This window comes from Amycolatopsis sp. N2S4-7, from assembly GCF_058119595.1.
The window spans coordinates 1,153,585-1,170,957 of record NZ_CP172299.1; the positions used below are offsets into that span (position 1 = coordinate 1,153,585).

A 17,373-nucleotide genomic window follows, 5' to 3' on the forward strand; every position below is an offset into this window, starting at 1 on the left:
ACAACGCAGAGTGACCAAGCCGTGGCGAGCGGCCCCGAAGGCCGCCCTCTCCAGCCCGCTGACCCTGATCGTCGCGGCCGTGACCTCGTTGCTGGCCTGCTTCCTCGGCACGGCCGCCGTCCTGCAGGCCTCCGCCGCCGGCGGCGCGGCCGTGACCTACCAGACGGGGATCACCTGCCCCGACAGCTACGGCCCGATGTTCGGCAAGGGCAACATGCCCGTGAAAGACATCCCCGCCGTGACCGGCGCGATCCAGCGGCACGCCGCCGCCCACGGGTTCGGCGCGCCCGTCGTCGGCCAGTTCACGAACGTGCTCATCGGCACCCAGTTCAACGGCGACCCGCACTACAAGATCCGCCTCGGCTACCGCGACCAAGCCGGCCTCGACAACCTGACGCTGCAGCAGGGCACGCGCGCGCCGGGACTGTGGCTGGGCAACGTCGTGGCCGACGCCGAGCACATCGGCGTCGGGGCGAAGCCGAGCATCCAGGGTGTCGCGCTGCCGCCGGTCACCGGCATCTACCGCGACCTGCTCGACCCGCCGCCGCGGTGGTGGTGCTCCCAGCAGTCCGGGGCCGTGGTCGACCGGCTCGTCGACGACCCGATCGACTCCATCGTCTTCGCCACCGACCGCAAGACCTTCGACGACACCATCAAGGCGCTCGGCCTGCCGACGATGCAGTACTTCCACGTCTCGTTCTACGAGCCGGCACCGACCACCCTGAGCGCGGCGGAAGACCTGCTGCAGCGCTCCCGCGACCTCGTCGCCGACGTCCGCGCCGACCTGACCGCCCAGGGCCTCGGCTCCCTGGTCGCCGCCGACGTCCCGACGTTCCAGCGCTCGGTGCAGATCGCCCGCCAGGCCCAGGACAACGTGTTCATCTCCATCCTGCCGCTCGCGCTGATCAGCGTCCTCGTCGGCTGCGCCGGCCTCGGCACCGTCGCCCTGCAGTGGTACCAGCGGCGGCACGCGCAGCTGCGGCTGCTCTCCGCCCGCGGCAGCGGCCCCGGCGCCCTCGGCGGGCTCGCCGTCGCCGAACTCGGCCTGCCGATCCTGCTCGGCGGCGCCGCCGGCGCGGCCGCCGCCCGGGTGCTGCTCGGCGTCTACGGCCCACCCGGCACCCCCGACCCGGCCGCCGAACTGCGCGCCGCCACCGTCGCGGCGGGCACCCTCGGGGTGTCCCTGACCCTGCTGGCCCTCGTCGTCGCCGTCCGCGCCCACCGCGAGTTCGAACTCGGCCGGATCCGCCGCAAGGGCAACCGCGCCCGCCTGCTGGCCTACTTCCCCTGGGAGCTGGCGACCGCGGGCATGGCCTGGCTCGGCTGGACCCGCCTGGCCCGCTACGGCACGGAGTCCCGGCTCGGAAATCCATTACCGCAGGTCGACCCCCTCGCCCTCACCTACCCCGTGTTCGTCATCCTCACCGTCGGCCTGCTCACCGCGCGGCTGGCGTGGCTCGCCCTCCACGCATCGCACCGGGCCCGGTTCTGGTCGCGCCCGGCACTGCAGCTGGCGATCCGGCGGCTCGCCGGCGCCCGCGCCCCGGTCACCGGCGTGCTCGTCATCGGCACCCTCGCGATCGGCACCCTCGCCACCGGCATCGGCATCGCCCGCGGCCAGGAAGAGGCGCTCGAAACGAAGTCGGCGATCTTCGTCGGCAGCAACGCCCGCCTCGACACCGACAGCCCGATCGGCATGGGCCAGGTCGCGATGCCCGCCTCCCTGGCCGGCACCAGCACCGTCGTCGGAGAGCTGACCGGCACCGGCAGCGTCGTCCTCGTGGTCGACCCCGCCACCTTCACCGCCGGCGCCGCCGTCGACCGCATCCCGACCGGCGACCTCGACAACCTGCTGCGGAAGATCTCCCAGCCCGACCCCCGCGGCACCCCGGTGATCCGCGTCGGGCACACCGCCAAACAGACCGAAGAACTCCCCGACGGACTACCCCACGCCGTCGTCGCCGGCGACCTGCCGGTGTTCCCGATGATCGGCACCTCCCCCGGCTACGTCGTCTCCCGCACCGTCCTCAGCCACGCCCAGCTCGACAGCGTCCCCAAGTGGAGCGTCCTGACGACGGCCCCGATGGCCGACGCGACCACCGCACTGCGCGCCGCCGGCGTGTTCATCCCCAACCGGGTCAGCCGCGAAACCGCGCTCGACGGCCTCCCGTTCTTCGTCGTGTCGTGGACGTTCTCGTTCGTCGCCCTCCTCGGCGCCGTACTCGGCATCGTCGCCATCCTCACCCTGCTCGTCGCGGTCGAAGTCCGGCGACGGCAGAACGCCCTCGCCGGCGCCCTCGTGCTCCGGATGGGCATGCGGCCACGAACCCTGCTGGCCAGCCACCTGATGGAACTCGGCGCGCTCAGCGGCCTGGCGATCGTCGTCGGCGTGGCCTGCGGGATCTCCGTGGCCGGCCTGTCCGTGCCCCGCTTCGACCCGGCGACGTTCCTCGCCCCACGCTCCGAACTACCCGACCCCCTGCCCTTCGTGCTGACCGTGCTGGCCATCGGCGTGCTCGTGGTGGGCCTGGCCGGCTGGATCGCGGTGCGCTCCGTGCGCACCGCCCGGACCGCGGAGCTGATCCGTGCCTGACAAACCGATCTTCTCCCTCCGCGGCATCGGCGTCGACTACCAGACACCCGCCGGCGTCGTCACCGGCGTCGACGACGTCAGCATCGACGTCCCCGCCCGCGGCATGACCGTGTTCGCCGGACCGTCCGGCTCCGGGAAATCCACCCTCCTGCGCGTCCTCGGCCTGTTCGAACCACCCGCGCGCGGCACCCTCACCTTCCAGGGCGCCGACGTCCGCAAGCTCAAGCACCGCGAACGCCGCGCCCTGCGCCGCCACCACCTCGGCCTCGTCTTCCAGAACCCGTCCGACAACCTGCTCGGCTACCTCACCGTCGCCGAAAACCTCCGCGCCGCCGCCGAAGCCGCCGGAACCGACTGCAACCCCGAAGACATCCTCGGCCAGCTCGGCCTCCACGGCACCGGCGGCTGGAAGATCTCCGCCCTCTCGGGCGGACAGCAGCAACGCCTGGCCTTCGGCTGCGTGCTCGCCGCCCGCTCGACCGTCATCCTCGCCGACGAACCCACCTCCCAGCTCGACGAAGCCTCCGCCGACCTCGTGCTCGACACCCTGCGCTACCTCGTCGACCAGGACTTCGCCGTGCTGGTCGCCTCCCACGACGAACGCCTCATCGACCTCGGCGCCCGCGTCGCCCGGCTGCACAAGGGCGCCCTCCACGGCATCGAAGAACGGGAACCGCTGCCATGACCCTCGTGGAAGCCGTCGGCCTGCGCCGCAGCTTCGCCCACCCCAGCGGCGACATCGAAGTCCTGCGCGGCCTCGAACTGCGCGTCGGCGCCGGCGAACTCGTCACCGTCTCCGGCCGCTCCGGCTCCGGCAAAAGCGCCCTGCTCGCCCTCCTGTGCGGGTTCGACTCCCCCGACTCCGGCAGCGTGCTCCTCGACGGCGTCCCGATCAGCGGCGCCCCCTCGTGGCACACCTGCGCCGTCCTGCCCCAAGCCCTCGGACTGGCCAACGAGCTCACCATCGCCGAGAACGTCGCCCTCCCCCTGCGGCTGCGCTCGGACGTCCCCCGCCCCGCACCCGCCGCGATCCACGCCCGCGTCACCGAACTGCTCGACGAACTCGGCATCGGCGACCTCGGCGACCGCTACCCCCTCGAAGTCTCCTTCGGGCAGCAACAGCGGGTCGCCCTCGCCCGCGCCGTCGCCGGCCGGCCCCGCGTCCTGCTCACCGACGAACCCACCGCCCACCTCGACGCGGGCAGCACGCCCCGCGTCCTGGGCCTCCTGCGCCGCTGCGCCGAAGAAGGCGCCGCGGTGATCGTCGCCACCCACGACGACGAGGTCCACCGCATCGCCGACCGCCGCGTCCGCCTCCTCGACGGCATCCTCACCGCCCTGCTCGACTAGGGCGCGGCCTGGAAGCGGTTGGGACAAGATCCTCGACCGGTGATCGTCAAAGACGACGCCGTCGGCGACCTCGACTGGATCGTCTCCGGTTTTCCGGGCACAGCATGCCGCGGTGCCCGGAAAACAGGGATGCGCACGCGACATCGAAGCCCTCGGCCGCCACGGGAAGGCAACCGCACCTAACCGGTCAGGAATCGAGAAGCACAGGTCACCAGGCCGCGAATAGCGTCATCGCCGTACCGCACCCACGACTTTCAGGAGCACCGACGATGAGCACCCAGGGGATCAAGACCGTCCTGCACCCCGTCACCGACCTGGCCGCCGCCAAAGCCGTCTACACGGCCCTGCTCGGCACCGCCCCGCAGGCCGACGCGCCCTACTACGTCGGCTACGACGTCGAAGGCCAGCACATCGGCCTCGTGCCCAACGGCGCCCAGCAGGGCATGACCGGCCCCGTGACCTACTGGCACGTCACCGACATCGAGGCGAAACTCGCCGAAGTCACCGCCGCCGGCGCGACCGTCAAGGACCAGCCGAAGGACGTCGGCAACGGCCGCCTCGTCGCGACCTTCACCGACGCGGACGGCAACATCCTCGGCCTGCTCCAGGACCCCCAGGCCTAATCCAGCGCCGTCGAACGGCTGACCTCCTCCCAAGCGGCCAGCTCGGCGGCCAGGGACTCGTGCTGGGCCCGGATCGCCTCCACCGCGTCCGCGCCCAGCGCGAGGTGCAGCGGAGCGTCGTCGCTCCCCACCGCCCGCACGATCGCCGCCGCCGCCTTGGCCGGATCACCGGGCTGCGTGCCGTCCATGTTCTCCACCGCCTCACGCGTACCCGACGTCGACACGGCATAGGCGTCGATCGTCCGCGAGCGGTGCATCCGGCCACCACCGAACTCCGTGCGGAACGCCCCCGGCTCGACGATCAGCACCCGCACCCCGAACGGCGCGACCTCCGCCGCCAACGCCTCCGACAACCCCTCCAACGCGTACTTCGCCGCGCAGTACGCACCGAACCCCGGCATCGACACCTGCCCGCCCATCGAACTGATCTGCACCACCGTGCCGCTCCCCTGCACCCGCAAGTGCGGCAGCACCGCCTTCGTCACCGCGACCGCACCGAAGAACATCACCTCCATCAGCGCGCGCAACTCCGCCATGGTCAGCTCCTCCACCGCGCCGACCGAACCGTTGCCCGCGTTGTTGACCACGACGTCGATCCGGCCGAACGCCTCGAGCGCCGTCTTCACCGCCGCATCGACCTGCCCCGCGTCGGTCACGTCCAGCGCCGCCGTCCGGACCCGGCCCCCGCCCCGCTCCAGCAGCTCCGCCAGCGTCTCCGGCCGCCGCGCGGTCGCCACCACCCGGTCACCCGCGGCCAACGCGGCCAGCGCGATCTCCCGGCCGAACCCCGCCGAGCAGCCGGTGATCAGCCACACGCGGCCGTCCGTGTTCGTCATCTTCGCTTTCCTCCCAGTGGTTTCCTCCCCCATCCTGGGGACGATCACCACCGCGCCGCCAACACCGATGTCCTGCCGGAGCTACAGTCAGAGCCTGTGACCCCCGAGTTGCGGCAGCTCCGCTACTTCGTCGCCGTCGCCGACGAAACCAGCCTCACCCGCGCCGCCGCAGGCCTCCACATCGCCCAGCAATCCCTGTCCCAGCAGATCACCGCACTCGAACGCGGCCTCGGCGCGCGCCTGTTCGACCGCGACGCCCGCGGCGCCCGCCTCACCGCCGTCGGAGAACTGTTCCTCCCGGAAGCCCGCGCGGTGCTCGCCCGCGCCGACGAAGCCGTCACCACCCTCGGCCGCGCCGTGCGCGGCGAAATCGGCCGCGCGCGCCTCGCGTTCCTCACCACGACAGCGAACTACCTGCTGCCACCCGTGGTCCGCGCGGTCCGCGAACGGTTCCCCGGCCTCACCGTGACGACGGCCGAAGCGTCGATCGCCGAACTCGTCGACGGCCTGCGCGAAGACCGGTTCGACCTCGCCTTCACCCGGCCCCCGCTGGTCCCCGGCCTCGCATCGCGGACGCTGCTGACCGAAGAGGTCTGCGCCGTCCTCCCGGCCGACCACCCCCTGGCCGCCCGCACCTCGCTCACCCTGGCGGATCTCGCCGGCGAACCCTGGGTGCTCACCCCGCGCAGCAGCTGGGAACCCTGGCACCGCAGCTACGACGACGACTTCGCCGCCGCCGGCTTCACCCCGCACGTGGTGCAGCGAGCCGCCACCGTCCAAGGACTCCTGGGCCTCGTCGCCGCCGGCGTCGGCGTGACCCGGCTGACCCGCTCCTCCCACAGCCTCCGCCGCACCGGCGTCGCGTTCGTCCCCCTCGAAGGCGACCTCGCCCGCACCGAACTCGTCTGGCACCCCACCAACGACAACCCCACCCGGCCCGTGATCGCGGCCGTCGCCGCCGACCTCGCCGCGACCACCGACCTCACCCAAGCGGGCTGACTCCCCAGCCGACCGGTCACGCACGGTGCCCGACCACCCGTCCGTAGAATCGACGGCGATGCGACGTCTTCGGTGGTACTGGGGGGCCTTGGTCCTCGCCTGCGTGGCCCTGCTGGCCGGCTTCTTCGTCTTCTTCGGCTCCGAAAGCCAACCCGGCCGGCCCCAACCCCGCCAAGGCCCACCCGGCACCGGCCCGCTCACCGTCGTCGCGATGGGCGACAGCACCGTCTCCGGCGAGGGCGCCGGACAGTACACCGCCGCCACCAACGGCCAAGGCGGCAACTGGTGCCACCGCTCCCCCAACGCCTTCGTCGAGAAGATCTCGATCCCCGGCGTCACCGCCCACGTCAACCTCGGCTGCTCCGGCGCCCCCGCCGAACAGGTCGCCCTCGGCGACGTCAAGCAGTGGACGGAAGCCTCCCAGGCCCAGCAGCTCGCCGCCCTGGTCAAGGACCACCGGGTCGCCGCCGTCGTGATCGCCGTCGGCGCCAACGACGAACCCAAGTTCTCCAACCAGGTCAACGACTGCTTCAAAGCCTGGTTCAACGCCGGCGGCCCGCCGTGCAGCACCGCGCTCAAGCAGAGCTGGCAGTCCAAAGTGGACGCCATGGTGCCGAAGGTCGCCGCCGCCGTCTCCGACGTGAAGAAAGTCCTGGCCCAAGCCGGTTACGTCCCCGCCGACTACCAGCTGATCCTGCAGTCCTACGCCGCCCCGATCGGCCCGGACGTCCCCGAGGACCTGCGCAGCCTCAACGGCTGCCCGTTCCGCGTCGAAGACCTGCGCTGGATCGCCCAGACCGGCATCGGCGTCCTGTCGTCCGGCCTGAAGGCCGCCGCACAGCAGACCGGCGCCCGGTTCCTCGACCTGGCCAAGGCGGGCGTGAAGCACGAAGCGTGCAGCGGCGGCGCCAACCCCGCGACGGAGTGGTTCACCCGGCTCACGCTGCAGCTGGCCGACCTCGGCCAAACCGAACGCGCCGGTCACGCACTCCAGGAGTCCTTCCACCCCAACGCCGCCGGGCACGCCGCGATCGCGAACTGCCTCACCGAGTTCATCGCGGGCCGGGAAGGCAACGCGTCCTGCCTCGCGGGCGCGGACGGGAAACTGCACGCGGCCCCGGAGGTCGTGGCCCGCTGACCTGTGGGTCTCCCGCGTCTTTTGCGGTCTTTGGAGTGACAGGACGGGCCCGTAGAAAGCCGATGGTTTTTTGAAACCTGGCCGAACGTATAGGCCGTTATACACATTGAGATCGCTGGGGGATCGTCGGTGATCTCAGGCTGTCGTCGCCTCTTGGGAAGCGGAAAGGGTCCGCTGTCGCGCTGAAGGCGCTACGAACCCTCTAGGCCCCTCCCCTGCCCCACCGGGACGGCGTCAGAGGTCGAGGGCGGCGCGCAGGGCGATGTCGATGCGCTCCTGGACGTCCTGGTCGATCTCGGCGATGCGTTCGTCGAACCAGGGCCGGTAGAGGCGGGTCAGGTTGAGCGTCGACACCCAGTAGCGGGCGTCGATCGCGACGCCGAGGATGTCCTGCGGGTCGCGCTCGAGCAGTTCGGTGCCGAGCAGCCAGGGCCGCTCGGACTCGTTCACCCCGTCCGAGGACAGCAGCACGACCGTGCGCTGCCGGGCCGGATCGGTCGGGGGGTGGTACGTCCAGACTTCACCCCTGCGCACGCAGATCCTTCTCCGCCGCGGTGCGCTCGGCCTCGTCCGATTCCGCGGTGGCCGGTTCCGGCTTCTGCGGGGTGTAGCCCGTGCGAACCGCCTCGCGCCGGGCTGCCTTCGACAGCCAGGACGAGACCGAGATCCCGTGTGCTTTCGCGGCGCGTTCGGCGAATTCCAGGGCGCCACTGTCCAGCGAAAGAGTCACCTTACGTGTTGCCATACCTTTTACCGTACCAGTGCCCCGGTCGCCGGGCGGGCCGCCGGGGTCAGAACGTCGGCGAACGTCCCTCGAACGGCGTAGAGAGCACCACCGTCGTCCGGGTCGACACCTTCGCCGCCTCCCGGATCCGGCGCAGCAGGTCCTCCAGCGCCAGCGGCGACTGGACGCGCACCAGCAGGATGTAGGACTCGTCGCCGGCGACCGAGTAGCACGACTCGATCTCCTTGATGTGCTGGATCCGCTGCGGGTAGTCGTCCGGCGCCGCGGGGTCGTTGGGCGTCAGCGAGATCAGGGCCGTGAGCGGGAGCCCGATCTGCTCGCCGTCGAGCCGCGCGGTGTAGCCGAGGATGACCCCGCGCTGCTCGAGGCGGCGCACCCGCTGGTGCACCGCCGAGACCGACAGCCCGACGCGCTCGGCGAGGTCGGTGAAGCTGCGGCGCCCGTCGGCCGCGAGCTCCTGGACGATCGACTGGTCCAGGGGCTCCAGGCCGCCGGTCGTCATGCGTCCAGCACGACGAGGTCGTGCGGCTGGTTGTTGACCGACTCGACACCGTCTTCGCGGACGATCACGATGTCCTCGATGCGGGCGCCCCACCGGCCCGGCAGGTAGATGCCCGGCTCGACGCTGAAGGCCATGCCCGGCTCCAGCGGCAGCGCGTTGCCCGCGATGATGTACGGCTCCTCGTGCACGTCCAGGCCGATGCCGTGGCCGGTGCGGTGGATGAAGTACTCACCGAACCCGGCCTCGGTGATGACGTCGCGCGCGGCGGCGTCGATCTGCTCGGCGGTGGCGCCGGGGCCCACGGCCGCGACCGCGGCGGCCTGGGCGCGCTGGAGCACCGCGTAGGTCTCGGCGACGTCGGCGTCGCGCGGCTCGCCGACCGCGTAGGTGCGGGTGGAGTCGGAGTTGTAGCCGGCGGGCAGCGGACCGCCGATGTCGACGACCACGACGTCACCCTTTTCGATGACGCGGTCGGAGACGTCGTGGTGCGGGCTGGCGCCGTTCGGGCCGGAGCCGACGATCACGAAGTCGGCCCGGACGTGGCCCTCCTCGACGATGGCCGCGGCGATGTCGGCGCCGACCTCGGCCTCGGTGCGGCCGGGCCGCAGCCATTCGTGGACGCGGGCGTGCACCCGGTCGATCGCCGCGCCGGCCTCGCGCAGCGACACGATCTCGGCTCCGTCCTTGCGCATCCGCAGCTCGCGGACCACCGGGCCGGCCAGGGTCTGTTCGGCCTCGCCGAGCGCCGCCCGCAGGGCCAGCACGTGCAGGGCCGGGGTGAAGTCGCTGACCGCGACGCGGCCGGGCTTGCCGAGCCGGCCCGCGACGAGCTTGTACGGGTCGTCGCCGTCGACCCAGGTGAGCAGCTCGACGCCGAGTTCGTCGGTGGGGACGTCGGCGTAGCCGGGCGCCTCCAGCTTCGGCACGACCAGCGCGGGGGTGCCGTCGGCCGGGACGACGAGGGTGGTGAGCCGCTCGAACGAACCGCCGGCCTGGCCGAGCAGGTAACGCAGATCGGAGCCGGGCGCGATCAGCAGGGCGTCGGTGCTCGCGGCGGCCGCGGCAGCGCGGGCGCGGTCCAGCCGGGCGCGCAGGTCGGCGGCAGCGGGCGCGGGCGTGTGGAGGGAACGGCGCGACATGGGGCCGAGCCTAGCCGGGCGGGCCGGGTGATCCACTCGCCCGGGCCCGCGACATGCCGGGCGGCGGCCGCAACTCCCACGGTGCTCTCGTTCCGTGCGGCGGACGCGTGGCATGCCCCTCTCCGGGGCCCGGGCGTGGCAGGCTGTCCGGGTGACCGGACCCCTTGCCTTGCTCGATTCCGCGAGCCTGTACTTCCGTGCGTTCTTCGCCCTGCCCGACTCGATGCGCGCCGCCGACGGGACCCAGGTCAACGCCGTGCGCGGGTTCGCCGACACGATCGCGCGGATCCTCACCGACCGGCGCCCGGACCGGCTGGTGTGCTGCCTCGACGCGGACTGGCGGCCGAAGTTCCGCACCGACCTGCTGCCCAGCTACAAGGCGCACCGGGTGGCCGAGGAGACCGGCAGCGGCCCGGACGTCGAAGAAGTGCCCGACACGCTCACCCCGCAGGTGCCGATCATCCTCGACCTGCTCGAGGCGTTCGGGTTCGCCACGGCGGAGGCGGCCGGCTACGAGGCCGACGACGTCATCGGCGCGCTGGCGACCCGCGAGAAGACCAACCCGGTCGAGGTGATCACCGGTGACCGGGACCTGTTCCAGCTGGTGCGCACCGAGCCGACCCCCACGTCGGTGATCTACGTCGGCAAGGGCTGGGCGAAGGCCGAGGTCCTCGGCCCGGCCGAGATCGCCGACCGCTACGGCCTCCCCCGCGACACGGCCGGCCCGGCGTACGCGGACATGTCGATGATGCGCGGCGACCCGTCGGACGGCCTGCCGGGCGTCGCCGGGATCGGCGAGAAGACGGCGGCGAAGCTGATCACCCAGTTCGGCTCCCTCGAGGAACTGGTGGCGGCGGCCTCGGCCGGCGACTCCCGCGTCCCGCTGAAGACCCGCCTGCGCCTGGCCGAGGCGGCCGACTACCTCGCGGTGGCGCCGACGGTGGTCCGCGTCGCGGTGGACGCGCCGGTGGAGCAGGCCCGTCCCGACACGGTGCCCGCGGCCCCGGCCGACCCGGAGCGGGTGCAGGAGCTGGCCGAGCGGTGGAACCTGGGCAACTCGGTCGAGCGCCTCCTCAAGGCCCTGCCCGGCGCCTAGAACAGCGTGCCGCACCACGGAGCGGCGACCGTGGTGAACAGCTCGTCGGCCCGCGCCGCCGCGGCCGGGTCATGGACCTCGATCCGGCCGGTGTGGGCCAGGGCCGCCGCGCTCCACTCCCCCAGGTACAGCATGCCGAGGGTGTCGACGTCCAGGGCGAGGTCCGCCGCGGCGTCCGTGCGGTGGGCGCCGTCCGGGCCGACCTCGTAGTGCCCCGTGTTGGCCGGCAGCCTCCGGTCGGTCACGGCGAGGACCACCGGGTCGGCCGCGCGGTACGTGCGGGCGGCGAGCGCGGCGGCGACGTCGACCGGACGCAGCCACAGGTCGTCCTCGACCTCGAGCGTGCGGGCGTGCCGGTGGTCGGTCAGCATCGGGGCGAGCGGCTCGTCGACCGGGCGGTGGCGGGCGTGCACGGCGGAGACGAGGTCGACCGACAGCAGGAACCGCCACAGCGCCGCCCGCGCCACCGGATCGGCGGCGTGCAGGTCGCGCACCTTCAGCACCGCGCCTTCGTCCGGTGACTCCAGGGAGCCGCGGCTGACCGTGTCGTACACGACGAAGCCGTCGTCGCCGCCGGGTCCACTGTGGACGGCGACGACGTGGCTGCCGTCCGGGCCCACCTGCCGGTCGTGCGTGATCGGCCACCAGAGGCCCGGCCGGGCGATCATCCCGGGCCGGTGCAGCCCGATCCGCCGGTACAGACCGGGAATCTCCTTCACCGCCTCCTCGGGGGTGAGCATCCGGACGTCGCCGCCGGCCGGGACGCGCTCGTGGAGCCGGGCGGCCGGGCGGGTGACCGACACCGTCTTGCCGAGCGCGGCCGAGCCGTAGCCGAACCGGCCGTAGATGGTGGGTTCGCTGGCGTGCAGGACGGCGATCGGCAGCCCGCGCGCGGCGAAGTCCGCCAGCTGCGCCGCCATCAGCGCGCTGAGCACCCCGCGCCGCGTGCGGTCCGCGCGGACACCGACGCCGTCGACGGCCGCGACCGGCAGGATCCGCCCGCCCGGCACCGCGATCTCGGTGTCGAAGGAGCTGGCGATCCCGATCGGGGCCTCGCCGTCGAACGCGCCGAACTTGTGCGCCGCGGGCCAGGAGTCCCCCATCCGGGCCCATGTTTCGTCGCTGACGCGGTTGCTGTGCAGCGCCCGGCCCAGCAGGTCGAACGTGGGGCGGCGCTCGGCCTCGGTGACGGGGCGGACGTCGAAAGCGGTCATCCCGCCGATCTTGCCGCCCGTCGCCCGGCACGGCACGCGGTTTTCGCGGGGTCAGAAGTGCGTTCCGCTCCAGGACGCCACGCGGGTGCCGAAGAGCAGGTCGGCGGCCTCGGGCGCCGCGGGATCGCGCACCTCGATCCGGCCCGCCCCGGCCAGCGCCGAGGGCCGCCAGGTGCCCAGGTAGAGCATCGCGAGGGTGGTGACGTCGAGGCGGAGCCCGGCGGGTTCGCCGGTGCGCTCGGCGCCGTCCGGGGTGATCCGGTACGCGCCGCTGTTGCCGGGCAGCAGCGGGTCGGTGACGTCCAGGACGACCGGAGCGGCGTGCCCGTACGCGCGGGCGGCCAGCGCCTTCGGGACGTCGACGAGCCGGATCCAGTGCTCGTCGCCGATCCGGTCGACGGAGCCGCGGCGGTGGTCGGCCAGCAGCAGCTCGATCGGCTCGTCGAGCGGGCGGGCCTCGGCGACGATCCGGTCGACCAGGTCGACGCCCAGCAGGAACCGCCACAGCTCGGCGAACGCCGACGGCGTGCCGGCGAACAGGTCCGCCACTTCCAGGCTCTTCGTCCACGGGTGCGCCTGCAGGCCGTCGACGACGTAGGTGGCGAACCCGTCCGGGCCGTCGGGGCCGTGGTGCACGACGGCCTTCATCGGCTGCGCGTGCCGGCGGGCCTGGTTCTCGTAGAGCCGCCACAGCACCTCGGGGCGGGTCATCATCCCCGGCCGGTGCCCGAGCCGCTCGTAGACGGCCGGACAGACCTCGAAAGCCCGGTCCAGGTCCAGCAGCTCGAGTTCGCCGCCCGCGGGGACGTCCGGCCGCAGCCGCGCGCGGTGCCGGTCGACGCTGTAGGTGCGGTACCGCGTCGCCAGGCCGTAGCCGAACCGGCCGTAGATCGGGGCTTCGGAGGCGAGCAGGTTCGCGAACACCACGCCCCGCTCGGCGAAGTCCTCCAGCTGCGCGACCATCAACGCGCTCATGACACCGCGGCGGGTGCGGTCGGCGCGGACCCCGACCGACGTGACGCCGGCCATCGGCAGCCGGGCCCCGCCGGGGACGGTCAGCTCGGCGTCGAAGGCCCGCGCGGTGCCGATGAGCTCCGGATCGAACGCGCCGATCGTGCCGCCGGGCTGGTACGACCGGGCCGAGCGTTCCCATTCGGTGTCGTCGGCCCGCGGGAAGTGCACGCTGTCGCGGAACAGGTCGCTCGCGGCGCGGTGCTCGTCGGTGCCCAGCGTCCGGATCTCGAAGTCGCTCATCCCCGGATCATCTCCGGAGACGGCGAGGTCCGGCCACCGGAATTCACCGGCGACCGGACCTCGGTCACTGCTACTTGGAGGCGGGCGGGGAAACCTCGTAGTTGCCGCCGTCGCCCTTCACCGTGATCTGGACCTGCTGCGGCTTGCCCGCGATGGTCGCGGTGCACTCGAACTTCGCGCCGTCCTCGACCTTCTGCTCGGCCGGGCAGGTGACCCCGGTCACGCCCTCGATCTTGTAGGTGTCGGTGAGCAGCTTCTGCACGTCGGTCTGCATCTGCGTGTTGTTGAAGACCTGCGTCTTGAAGAAACCGGGCGCGACGAAACCGAGAATGCCGACGACGGCCACCACCACGACCAGCGCGATGATGCCGATCAGCAGGCCCTTCTTGGACTTCTCCGGCTTCTCGCCCTCGGGGGCGCCACCGGGGAACTGCTGGCCGTATTCGTACTGCCCCGGCTGCTGCTGGCCGTACTGGGGCTGCGCCTGGGGACCGCTCTGGGGGTAGGCCCCGCCCGGCTGCTGCTGCCCGTACTGCGGCTGCGCCTGCGGCCCGCTCTGCGGGTACCCGCCGCCCGGCTGCTGGCCGTAGGGCGGGGGCTGCTGGCCCCACTGCGGCTGCTGCGGCGGGGTGTACCCGCCGGGCTGCTGCCCCCACTGCTGCGGTTGCTGGGGCTGCTGCGGCTGACCCCACGGCTGTTGCTGGTTCGGGTCGTGGGAAGGCGGCTGCTGCTGGCCCCACTGGGGCTGTTCCTGCGGCCCGCTCGGTGGGTACGCGCCGCCCGGCTGCTGCCCGTACTGGGGCTGCTGTGGGTCGTTGCCGCCATACGGCGTGCTCATCGTCTGCCTCCGCCTGCTTCGATCATGTCGCTGTCCACCCCGAAACCGTCGCCAAGCCGCGTACGCACGGTGTCGTGGGCGATCCAACCACAGGTCGGAGCCGAGCACACGTGTCCACGCTCACCGCCTGCGCCGTCTGGAGCAGGCCTAACACGGAGTTCACGCCGCACCCGCGGCCACGACACCGCGGCGCAGCGCCTTGACCGCCGCCGCGGCCGCCGCGCCGACCGGGTCGCTCTTGCCGAGCACGTCCCGGATCTGGTCGAGCAGGTCGATCACCTGACGCGACCAGCGCACGAAGTCACCCGCCGACAGCTCCTGGCCGTTGGCCTCGGCCGCCGTGAGCACCTTCTCCAGCGACTCACCCCGGGCCCAGCGGTAGATCGGCCAGGCGAACCCGGCGTCCGGCTCGCGGGTGCGGTCGAGGCGGTGGCGCCGCTCGTCCTCGGTGAGCTCCACCCACAGCCGCGCGGTCTCCTGCCACGCCTCCGGTACCGCACCGCCGGGCAGCCGCGGCTCGCCGGCGGTGTCGCGGCGCGCCTCGAACACCAGCGTCGAGACGACGGCGGCGAGTTCGGGCGGGCCGAGCTTGCGCCACACGCCGTGCCGGATGCACTCGGCGGCCAGCAGGTCGGACTCGCTGTAGAGCCGGGTCAGGCGCCGGCCGTGCTCGGTGACGCGGTCTTCGCCGTCCCCCGCCGTCTCCGGGCCCGGTCCACCGGTGTCCCGGCTTCGCTCCACGGCCAGGTACCCGCGTTCGCCGAGCAGCGCCAGGATCCGGTCGAACGCGCGCGCCAGCGAGTGCGTGGTCGCGGCCACCTTCCGTTCCAGCTGCTGGGTTTCCGCGTCGAGCCGCTGGTACCGCTCGACCCACCGCAGGTTCGCCTCGCGCTCGGCCAGCCCGTGGCACGGGTGGGCGCGCAGGGCCCGCCGCAGCGCCGCCAGCTCACCGTCCTCGTTCGCCCCGGAGCGCTGCTTCTGCCTGCCGGGCAAGGAAATCCCGGCGCTGCGCAGGCTCGACGCGATGTCCCGGCGGGTCTTGGGCGAGCGCAGCTCGATGTGCTTGGGCAGCTTGATCCGGCCCAGCGCCTCGACCGGCGCGGGGAAGTCGGCCACCGACAGCGGCCCGGACCAGCGGTCCTCGGTCACCACGACCGGACGCGGCTCGCGGATCGGGTCGAGGCCCGGGTCGACGACCACCGCGAGCCCGGCGCGGCGGCCCGCGGGCACCGCGATGACGTCACCCTTGCGCAGCTTCTCCAGCGACTCGGCGGTACCGGCCCGGCGCACGGCGGTGTTCTGCCGGGAAAGCGCCTTCTCCCGCGTCGAGATCTTCGCGCGCAGCTCCACGTACTCGAGCATCTCGTCGAAGTCGCCGGTCACCGCGGCCGCGTAGCCCTTGAGGGCTTCCTTGTTGCGCTCGATCCGGCGGGCCGTGCCGACCACCGACCGGTCGGCCTGGAACTGCGCGAACGACTGCTCCAGCAGCTCACGGGCCTCCGCCGCACCGACCTGGGCGACCAGGTTCACGGCCATGTTGTAGCCGGGCCGGAACGACGACCGCAGCGGGTAGGTCCGCGTCGAGGCCAGCCCGGCGACCTGCTTCGGGTCGACCCCCGGCTGCCACGCGACGACGGCGTGGCCCTCGACGTCGATGCCGCGCCGCCCCGCCCGGCCGGTGAGCTGCGTGTACTCCCCCGGCGTCAGGTCGACGTGCGCCTCGCCGTTGTACTTGACCAGCCGTTCGAGGACGACGGTGCGGGCGGGCATGTTGATGCCGAGCGCGAGCGTCTCGGTGGCGAACACGACCTTCACCAGCCCGCGGACGAACAGTTCCTCGACGGTCTCCTTGAACGCCGGCAGCAGGCCGGCGTGGTGTCCGGCGATGCCGCGTTCGAGCGCCTCCCGCCACTCCCAGTAACCCAGCACGCCGAGGTCGCCCTCGGGCAGGTCGGCGGTGTGCTCCTCGATGATCCGGCGGATCTCCTCGACCTCGCCGGGCCCGTTCAGCCGCAGCCCGGACCGCACGCACTGACCGACGGCGGCGTCACAGCCGGCGCGGGAGAAGATGAACACGATCGCCGGCAGCAGCCCGGCCCGGTCCAGCTGTTCGACGACGTCGACCCGGGACGGCGGCCGGAACCGCGGCATCCGCGGCGGCGCGCCACGGCGGCCACGCGGGCCGCGCAGCCCCGCCGGGGCGTACTGGCGGCCGATCTCCTCGGTGCGGCGCAGCAGGGTCGGGTTGATCCGCAGCTCGGCCCCGGGGGTGTGGACCTCCTCCCCGGCGAACAGGTCCAGCAGCCGGTTGCCGACGAGCATGTGCTGCCACAGGGGCACCGGCCGGTGCTCGTCGACGACGACGGTGGTGTCCCCGCGGACCTCGACCAGCCACTCGCCGAACTCCTCGGCGTTGCTGACGGTGGCCGACAGCCCGACCACGCGGACGTGCTCGGGCAGGTGCAGGATCACCTCTTCCCAGACCGCGCCGCGGAACCGGTCGGCGAGGTAGTGGACCTCGTCCATGACCACGTAACCCAGGTTGTCGACGGTGGAGGACCCGGAGTAGAGCATGTTGCGCAGGACCTCGGTGGTCATGACGACCACCTGGGCGTTGCCGTTGATCGAGGTGTCGCCGGTGAGCAGGCCGACGGCGTCCGGCCCGTACCGGGCCACGAGGTCGCCGTACTTCTGGTTCGACAGCGCCTTGATCGGCGTCGTGTAGAAGCACTTGCGGCCCTCGGCCAGGGCCAGGTGCACGGCGAACTCGCCGACGACGGTCTTGCCCGCCCCGGTGGGAGCGCAGACGAGCACGCCGTGGCCGCCCTCGAGGGCCTCGCATCCGCGGATCTGGAAGTCGTCGAACTCGAAGGACGCCTCCGCGGCGAAGCGGGTCAGCTGGGGGTACTTCCCTCGACGCGAGGAGGCCGCATAGGCCTCGGCCGGGGAGGGAGAAGGGCTACTGGCCACCTCGTCAGGGTTCCACATCCCCCCGGCAGTCCGCACGCCGCGTGACCGTCGCGGCGTCTTCGCTTCTTTTCGGGTA

General features: G+C 72.7%; 16 protein-coding genes. 7 read left to right on the forward strand and 9 right to left on the reverse strand.

Annotated features, from left to right (window positions below):
- Positions 1-10 precede the first annotated feature (10 nt).
- The 4 genes from ACH54P_RS05310 to ACH54P_RS05325 all read left to right on the forward strand — a co-directional run bounded on the left by ACH54P_RS05310 (position 11) and on the right by ACH54P_RS05325 (position 4,566).
- A complete protein-coding gene (locus ACH54P_RS05310) occupies positions 11-2,593 on the forward strand; it encodes an ABC transporter permease family protein (protein WP_489911195.1) in 2,583 nt (860 codons plus the stop codon).
- Entirely contained in the window at positions 2,586-3,278 is a 693-nt protein-coding gene (locus ACH54P_RS05315; protein WP_489911196.1) for an ABC transporter ATP-binding protein, read from the forward strand. The genes ACH54P_RS05310 and ACH54P_RS05315 overlap by 8 nt, the downstream gene beginning before the upstream one ends.
- Positions 3,275-3,943, forward strand: a complete 669-nt coding sequence (locus tag ACH54P_RS05320; protein WP_489911197.1) for an ABC transporter ATP-binding protein — start codon at positions 3,275-3,277, stop codon at positions 3,941-3,943. The genes ACH54P_RS05315 and ACH54P_RS05320 overlap by 4 nt, the downstream gene beginning before the upstream one ends.
- Positions 3,944-4,212: 269 nt before the next feature.
- A complete protein-coding gene (locus tag ACH54P_RS05325) occupies positions 4,213-4,566 on the forward strand; it encodes a VOC family protein (protein ID WP_489911198.1) in 354 nt (117 codons plus the stop codon).
- Here ACH54P_RS05325 and ACH54P_RS05330 read toward each other — a convergent pair.
- Positions 4,563-5,402 carry an oxidoreductase gene (locus tag ACH54P_RS05330; RefSeq protein WP_489911199.1) on the reverse strand — a complete coding sequence of 280 codons (840 nt, stop codon included), beginning with the start codon at positions 5,400-5,402 and terminating at the stop codon, positions 4,563-4,565. The two genes, ACH54P_RS05325 and ACH54P_RS05330, sit on opposite strands and share 4 nt — an antisense overlap.
- A 96-nt stretch (positions 5,403-5,498) precedes the next feature.
- Here ACH54P_RS05330 and ACH54P_RS05335 point away from each other — a divergent pair, with 96 nt between their 5' ends.
- Together ACH54P_RS05335 and ACH54P_RS05340 are read left to right on the forward strand one after the other, a co-directional pair.
- The gene (locus ACH54P_RS05335) at positions 5,499-6,401 is read left to right on the forward strand and encodes a LysR family transcriptional regulator (RefSeq protein WP_489911200.1); all 903 of its coding nucleotides are present in this window, start codon (positions 5,499-5,501) and stop codon (positions 6,399-6,401) included.
- A gap of 58 nt (positions 6,402-6,459) precedes the next feature.
- Complete coding sequence (locus tag ACH54P_RS05340; RefSeq protein ID WP_489911201.1) at positions 6,460-7,539, forward strand: GDSL-type esterase/lipase family protein; 1,080 nt, start codon at positions 6,460-6,462, stop codon at positions 7,537-7,539.
- Positions 7,540-7,773: 234 nt separating this feature from the next.
- Here the strand turns inward: ACH54P_RS05340 and ACH54P_RS05345 are convergent, their stop codons facing one another.
- From ACH54P_RS05345 to ACH54P_RS05360, 4 genes are read right to left on the reverse strand one after another with little or no spacing between them, the layout of a single operon-like run.
- Complete coding sequence (locus ACH54P_RS05345; RefSeq protein ID WP_489911202.1) at positions 7,774-8,073, reverse strand: hypothetical protein; 300 nt, start codon at positions 8,071-8,073, stop codon at positions 7,774-7,776.
- Positions 8,060-8,284 carry a hypothetical protein gene (locus ACH54P_RS05350; RefSeq protein WP_489911203.1) on the reverse strand — a complete coding sequence of 75 codons (225 nt, stop codon included), beginning with the start codon at positions 8,282-8,284 and terminating at the stop codon, positions 8,060-8,062. The genes ACH54P_RS05345 and ACH54P_RS05350 overlap by 14 nt, the downstream gene beginning before the upstream one ends.
- Positions 8,285-8,330: 46 nt before the next feature.
- Positions 8,331-8,786, reverse strand: a complete 456-nt coding sequence (locus ACH54P_RS05355; protein WP_043786019.1) for an Lrp/AsnC family transcriptional regulator — start codon at positions 8,784-8,786, stop codon at positions 8,331-8,333.
- Positions 8,783-9,925: a M24 family metallopeptidase gene (locus ACH54P_RS05360; protein ID WP_489911204.1), complete on the reverse strand. Its 1,143-nt coding sequence runs from the start codon at positions 9,923-9,925 to the stop codon at positions 8,783-8,785. Before ACH54P_RS05360 ends, ACH54P_RS05355 begins: the two co-directional genes overlap by 4 nt.
- A 151-nt stretch (positions 9,926-10,076) precedes the next feature.
- On the opposite strand from ACH54P_RS05360, the gene ACH54P_RS05365 reads away from it, so the two are divergent.
- Positions 10,077-11,021: a 5'-3' exonuclease gene (locus ACH54P_RS05365; protein WP_489911205.1), complete on the forward strand. Its 945-nt coding sequence runs from the start codon at positions 10,077-10,079 to the stop codon at positions 11,019-11,021.
- Here ACH54P_RS05365 and ACH54P_RS05370 read toward each other — a convergent pair.
- The 4 genes from ACH54P_RS05370 to ACH54P_RS05385 form a co-directional block, all read right to left on the reverse strand.
- Entirely contained in the window at positions 11,018-12,235 is a 1,218-nt protein-coding gene (locus ACH54P_RS05370) for a GNAT family N-acetyltransferase (RefSeq protein WP_489911206.1), read from the reverse strand. The genes ACH54P_RS05365 and ACH54P_RS05370 overlap by 4 nt on opposite strands.
- Before the next feature lie 51 nt (positions 12,236-12,286).
- Positions 12,287-13,489 carry a GNAT family N-acetyltransferase gene (locus ACH54P_RS05375; protein ID WP_489911207.1) on the reverse strand — a complete coding sequence of 401 codons (1,203 nt, stop codon included), beginning with the start codon at positions 13,487-13,489 and terminating at the stop codon, positions 12,287-12,289.
- A 70-nt stretch (positions 13,490-13,559) separates the two neighbouring features.
- A complete protein-coding gene (locus ACH54P_RS05380) occupies positions 13,560-14,327 on the reverse strand; it encodes a DUF4333 domain-containing protein (protein WP_489911208.1) in 768 nt (255 codons plus the stop codon).
- Between the two features lie 159 nt (positions 14,328-14,486).
- Positions 14,487-17,297 carry a DEAD/DEAH box helicase gene (locus ACH54P_RS05385; protein ID WP_489911209.1) on the reverse strand — a complete coding sequence of 937 codons (2,811 nt, stop codon included), beginning with the start codon at positions 17,295-17,297 and terminating at the stop codon, positions 14,487-14,489.
- Between the last annotated feature and the right edge of the window lie 76 nt (positions 17,298-17,373).

Coding starts and splice junctions, on each gene's coding strand:
- ACH54P_RS05320 (WP_489911197.1), top strand. CDS start 3,275: ATGACCCTCGTGGAAGCCGTCGGCCTGCGCCGCAGCTTCGCCCACCCC.
- ACH54P_RS05325 (WP_489911198.1), top strand. CDS start 4,213: ATGAGCACCCAGGGGATCAAGACCGTCCTGCACCCCGTCACCGACCTG.
- ACH54P_RS05330 (WP_489911199.1), bottom strand. CDS start 5,402: ATGACGAACACGGACGGCCGCGTGTGGCTGATCACCGGCTGCTCGGCG.
- ACH54P_RS05340 (WP_489911201.1), top strand. CDS start 6,460: ATGCGACGTCTTCGGTGGTACTGGGGGGCCTTGGTCCTCGCCTGCGTG.
- ACH54P_RS05350 (WP_489911203.1), bottom strand. CDS start 8,284: ATGGCAACACGTAAGGTGACTCTTTCGCTGGACAGTGGCGCCCTGGAA.
- ACH54P_RS05355 (WP_043786019.1), bottom strand. CDS start 8,786: ATGACGACCGGCGGCCTGGAGCCCCTGGACCAGTCGATCGTCCAGGAG.
- ACH54P_RS05360 (WP_489911204.1), bottom strand. CDS start 9,925: ATGTCGCGCCGTTCCCTCCACACGCCCGCGCCCGCTGCCGCCGACCTG.
- ACH54P_RS05370 (WP_489911206.1), bottom strand. CDS start 12,235: ATGACCGCTTTCGACGTCCGCCCCGTCACCGAGGCCGAGCGCCGCCCC.
- ACH54P_RS05375 (WP_489911207.1), bottom strand. CDS start 13,489: ATGAGCGACTTCGAGATCCGGACGCTGGGCACCGACGAGCACCGCGCC.
- ACH54P_RS05380 (WP_489911208.1), bottom strand. CDS start 14,327: ATGAGCACGCCGTATGGCGGCAACGACCCACAGCAGCCCCAGTACGGG.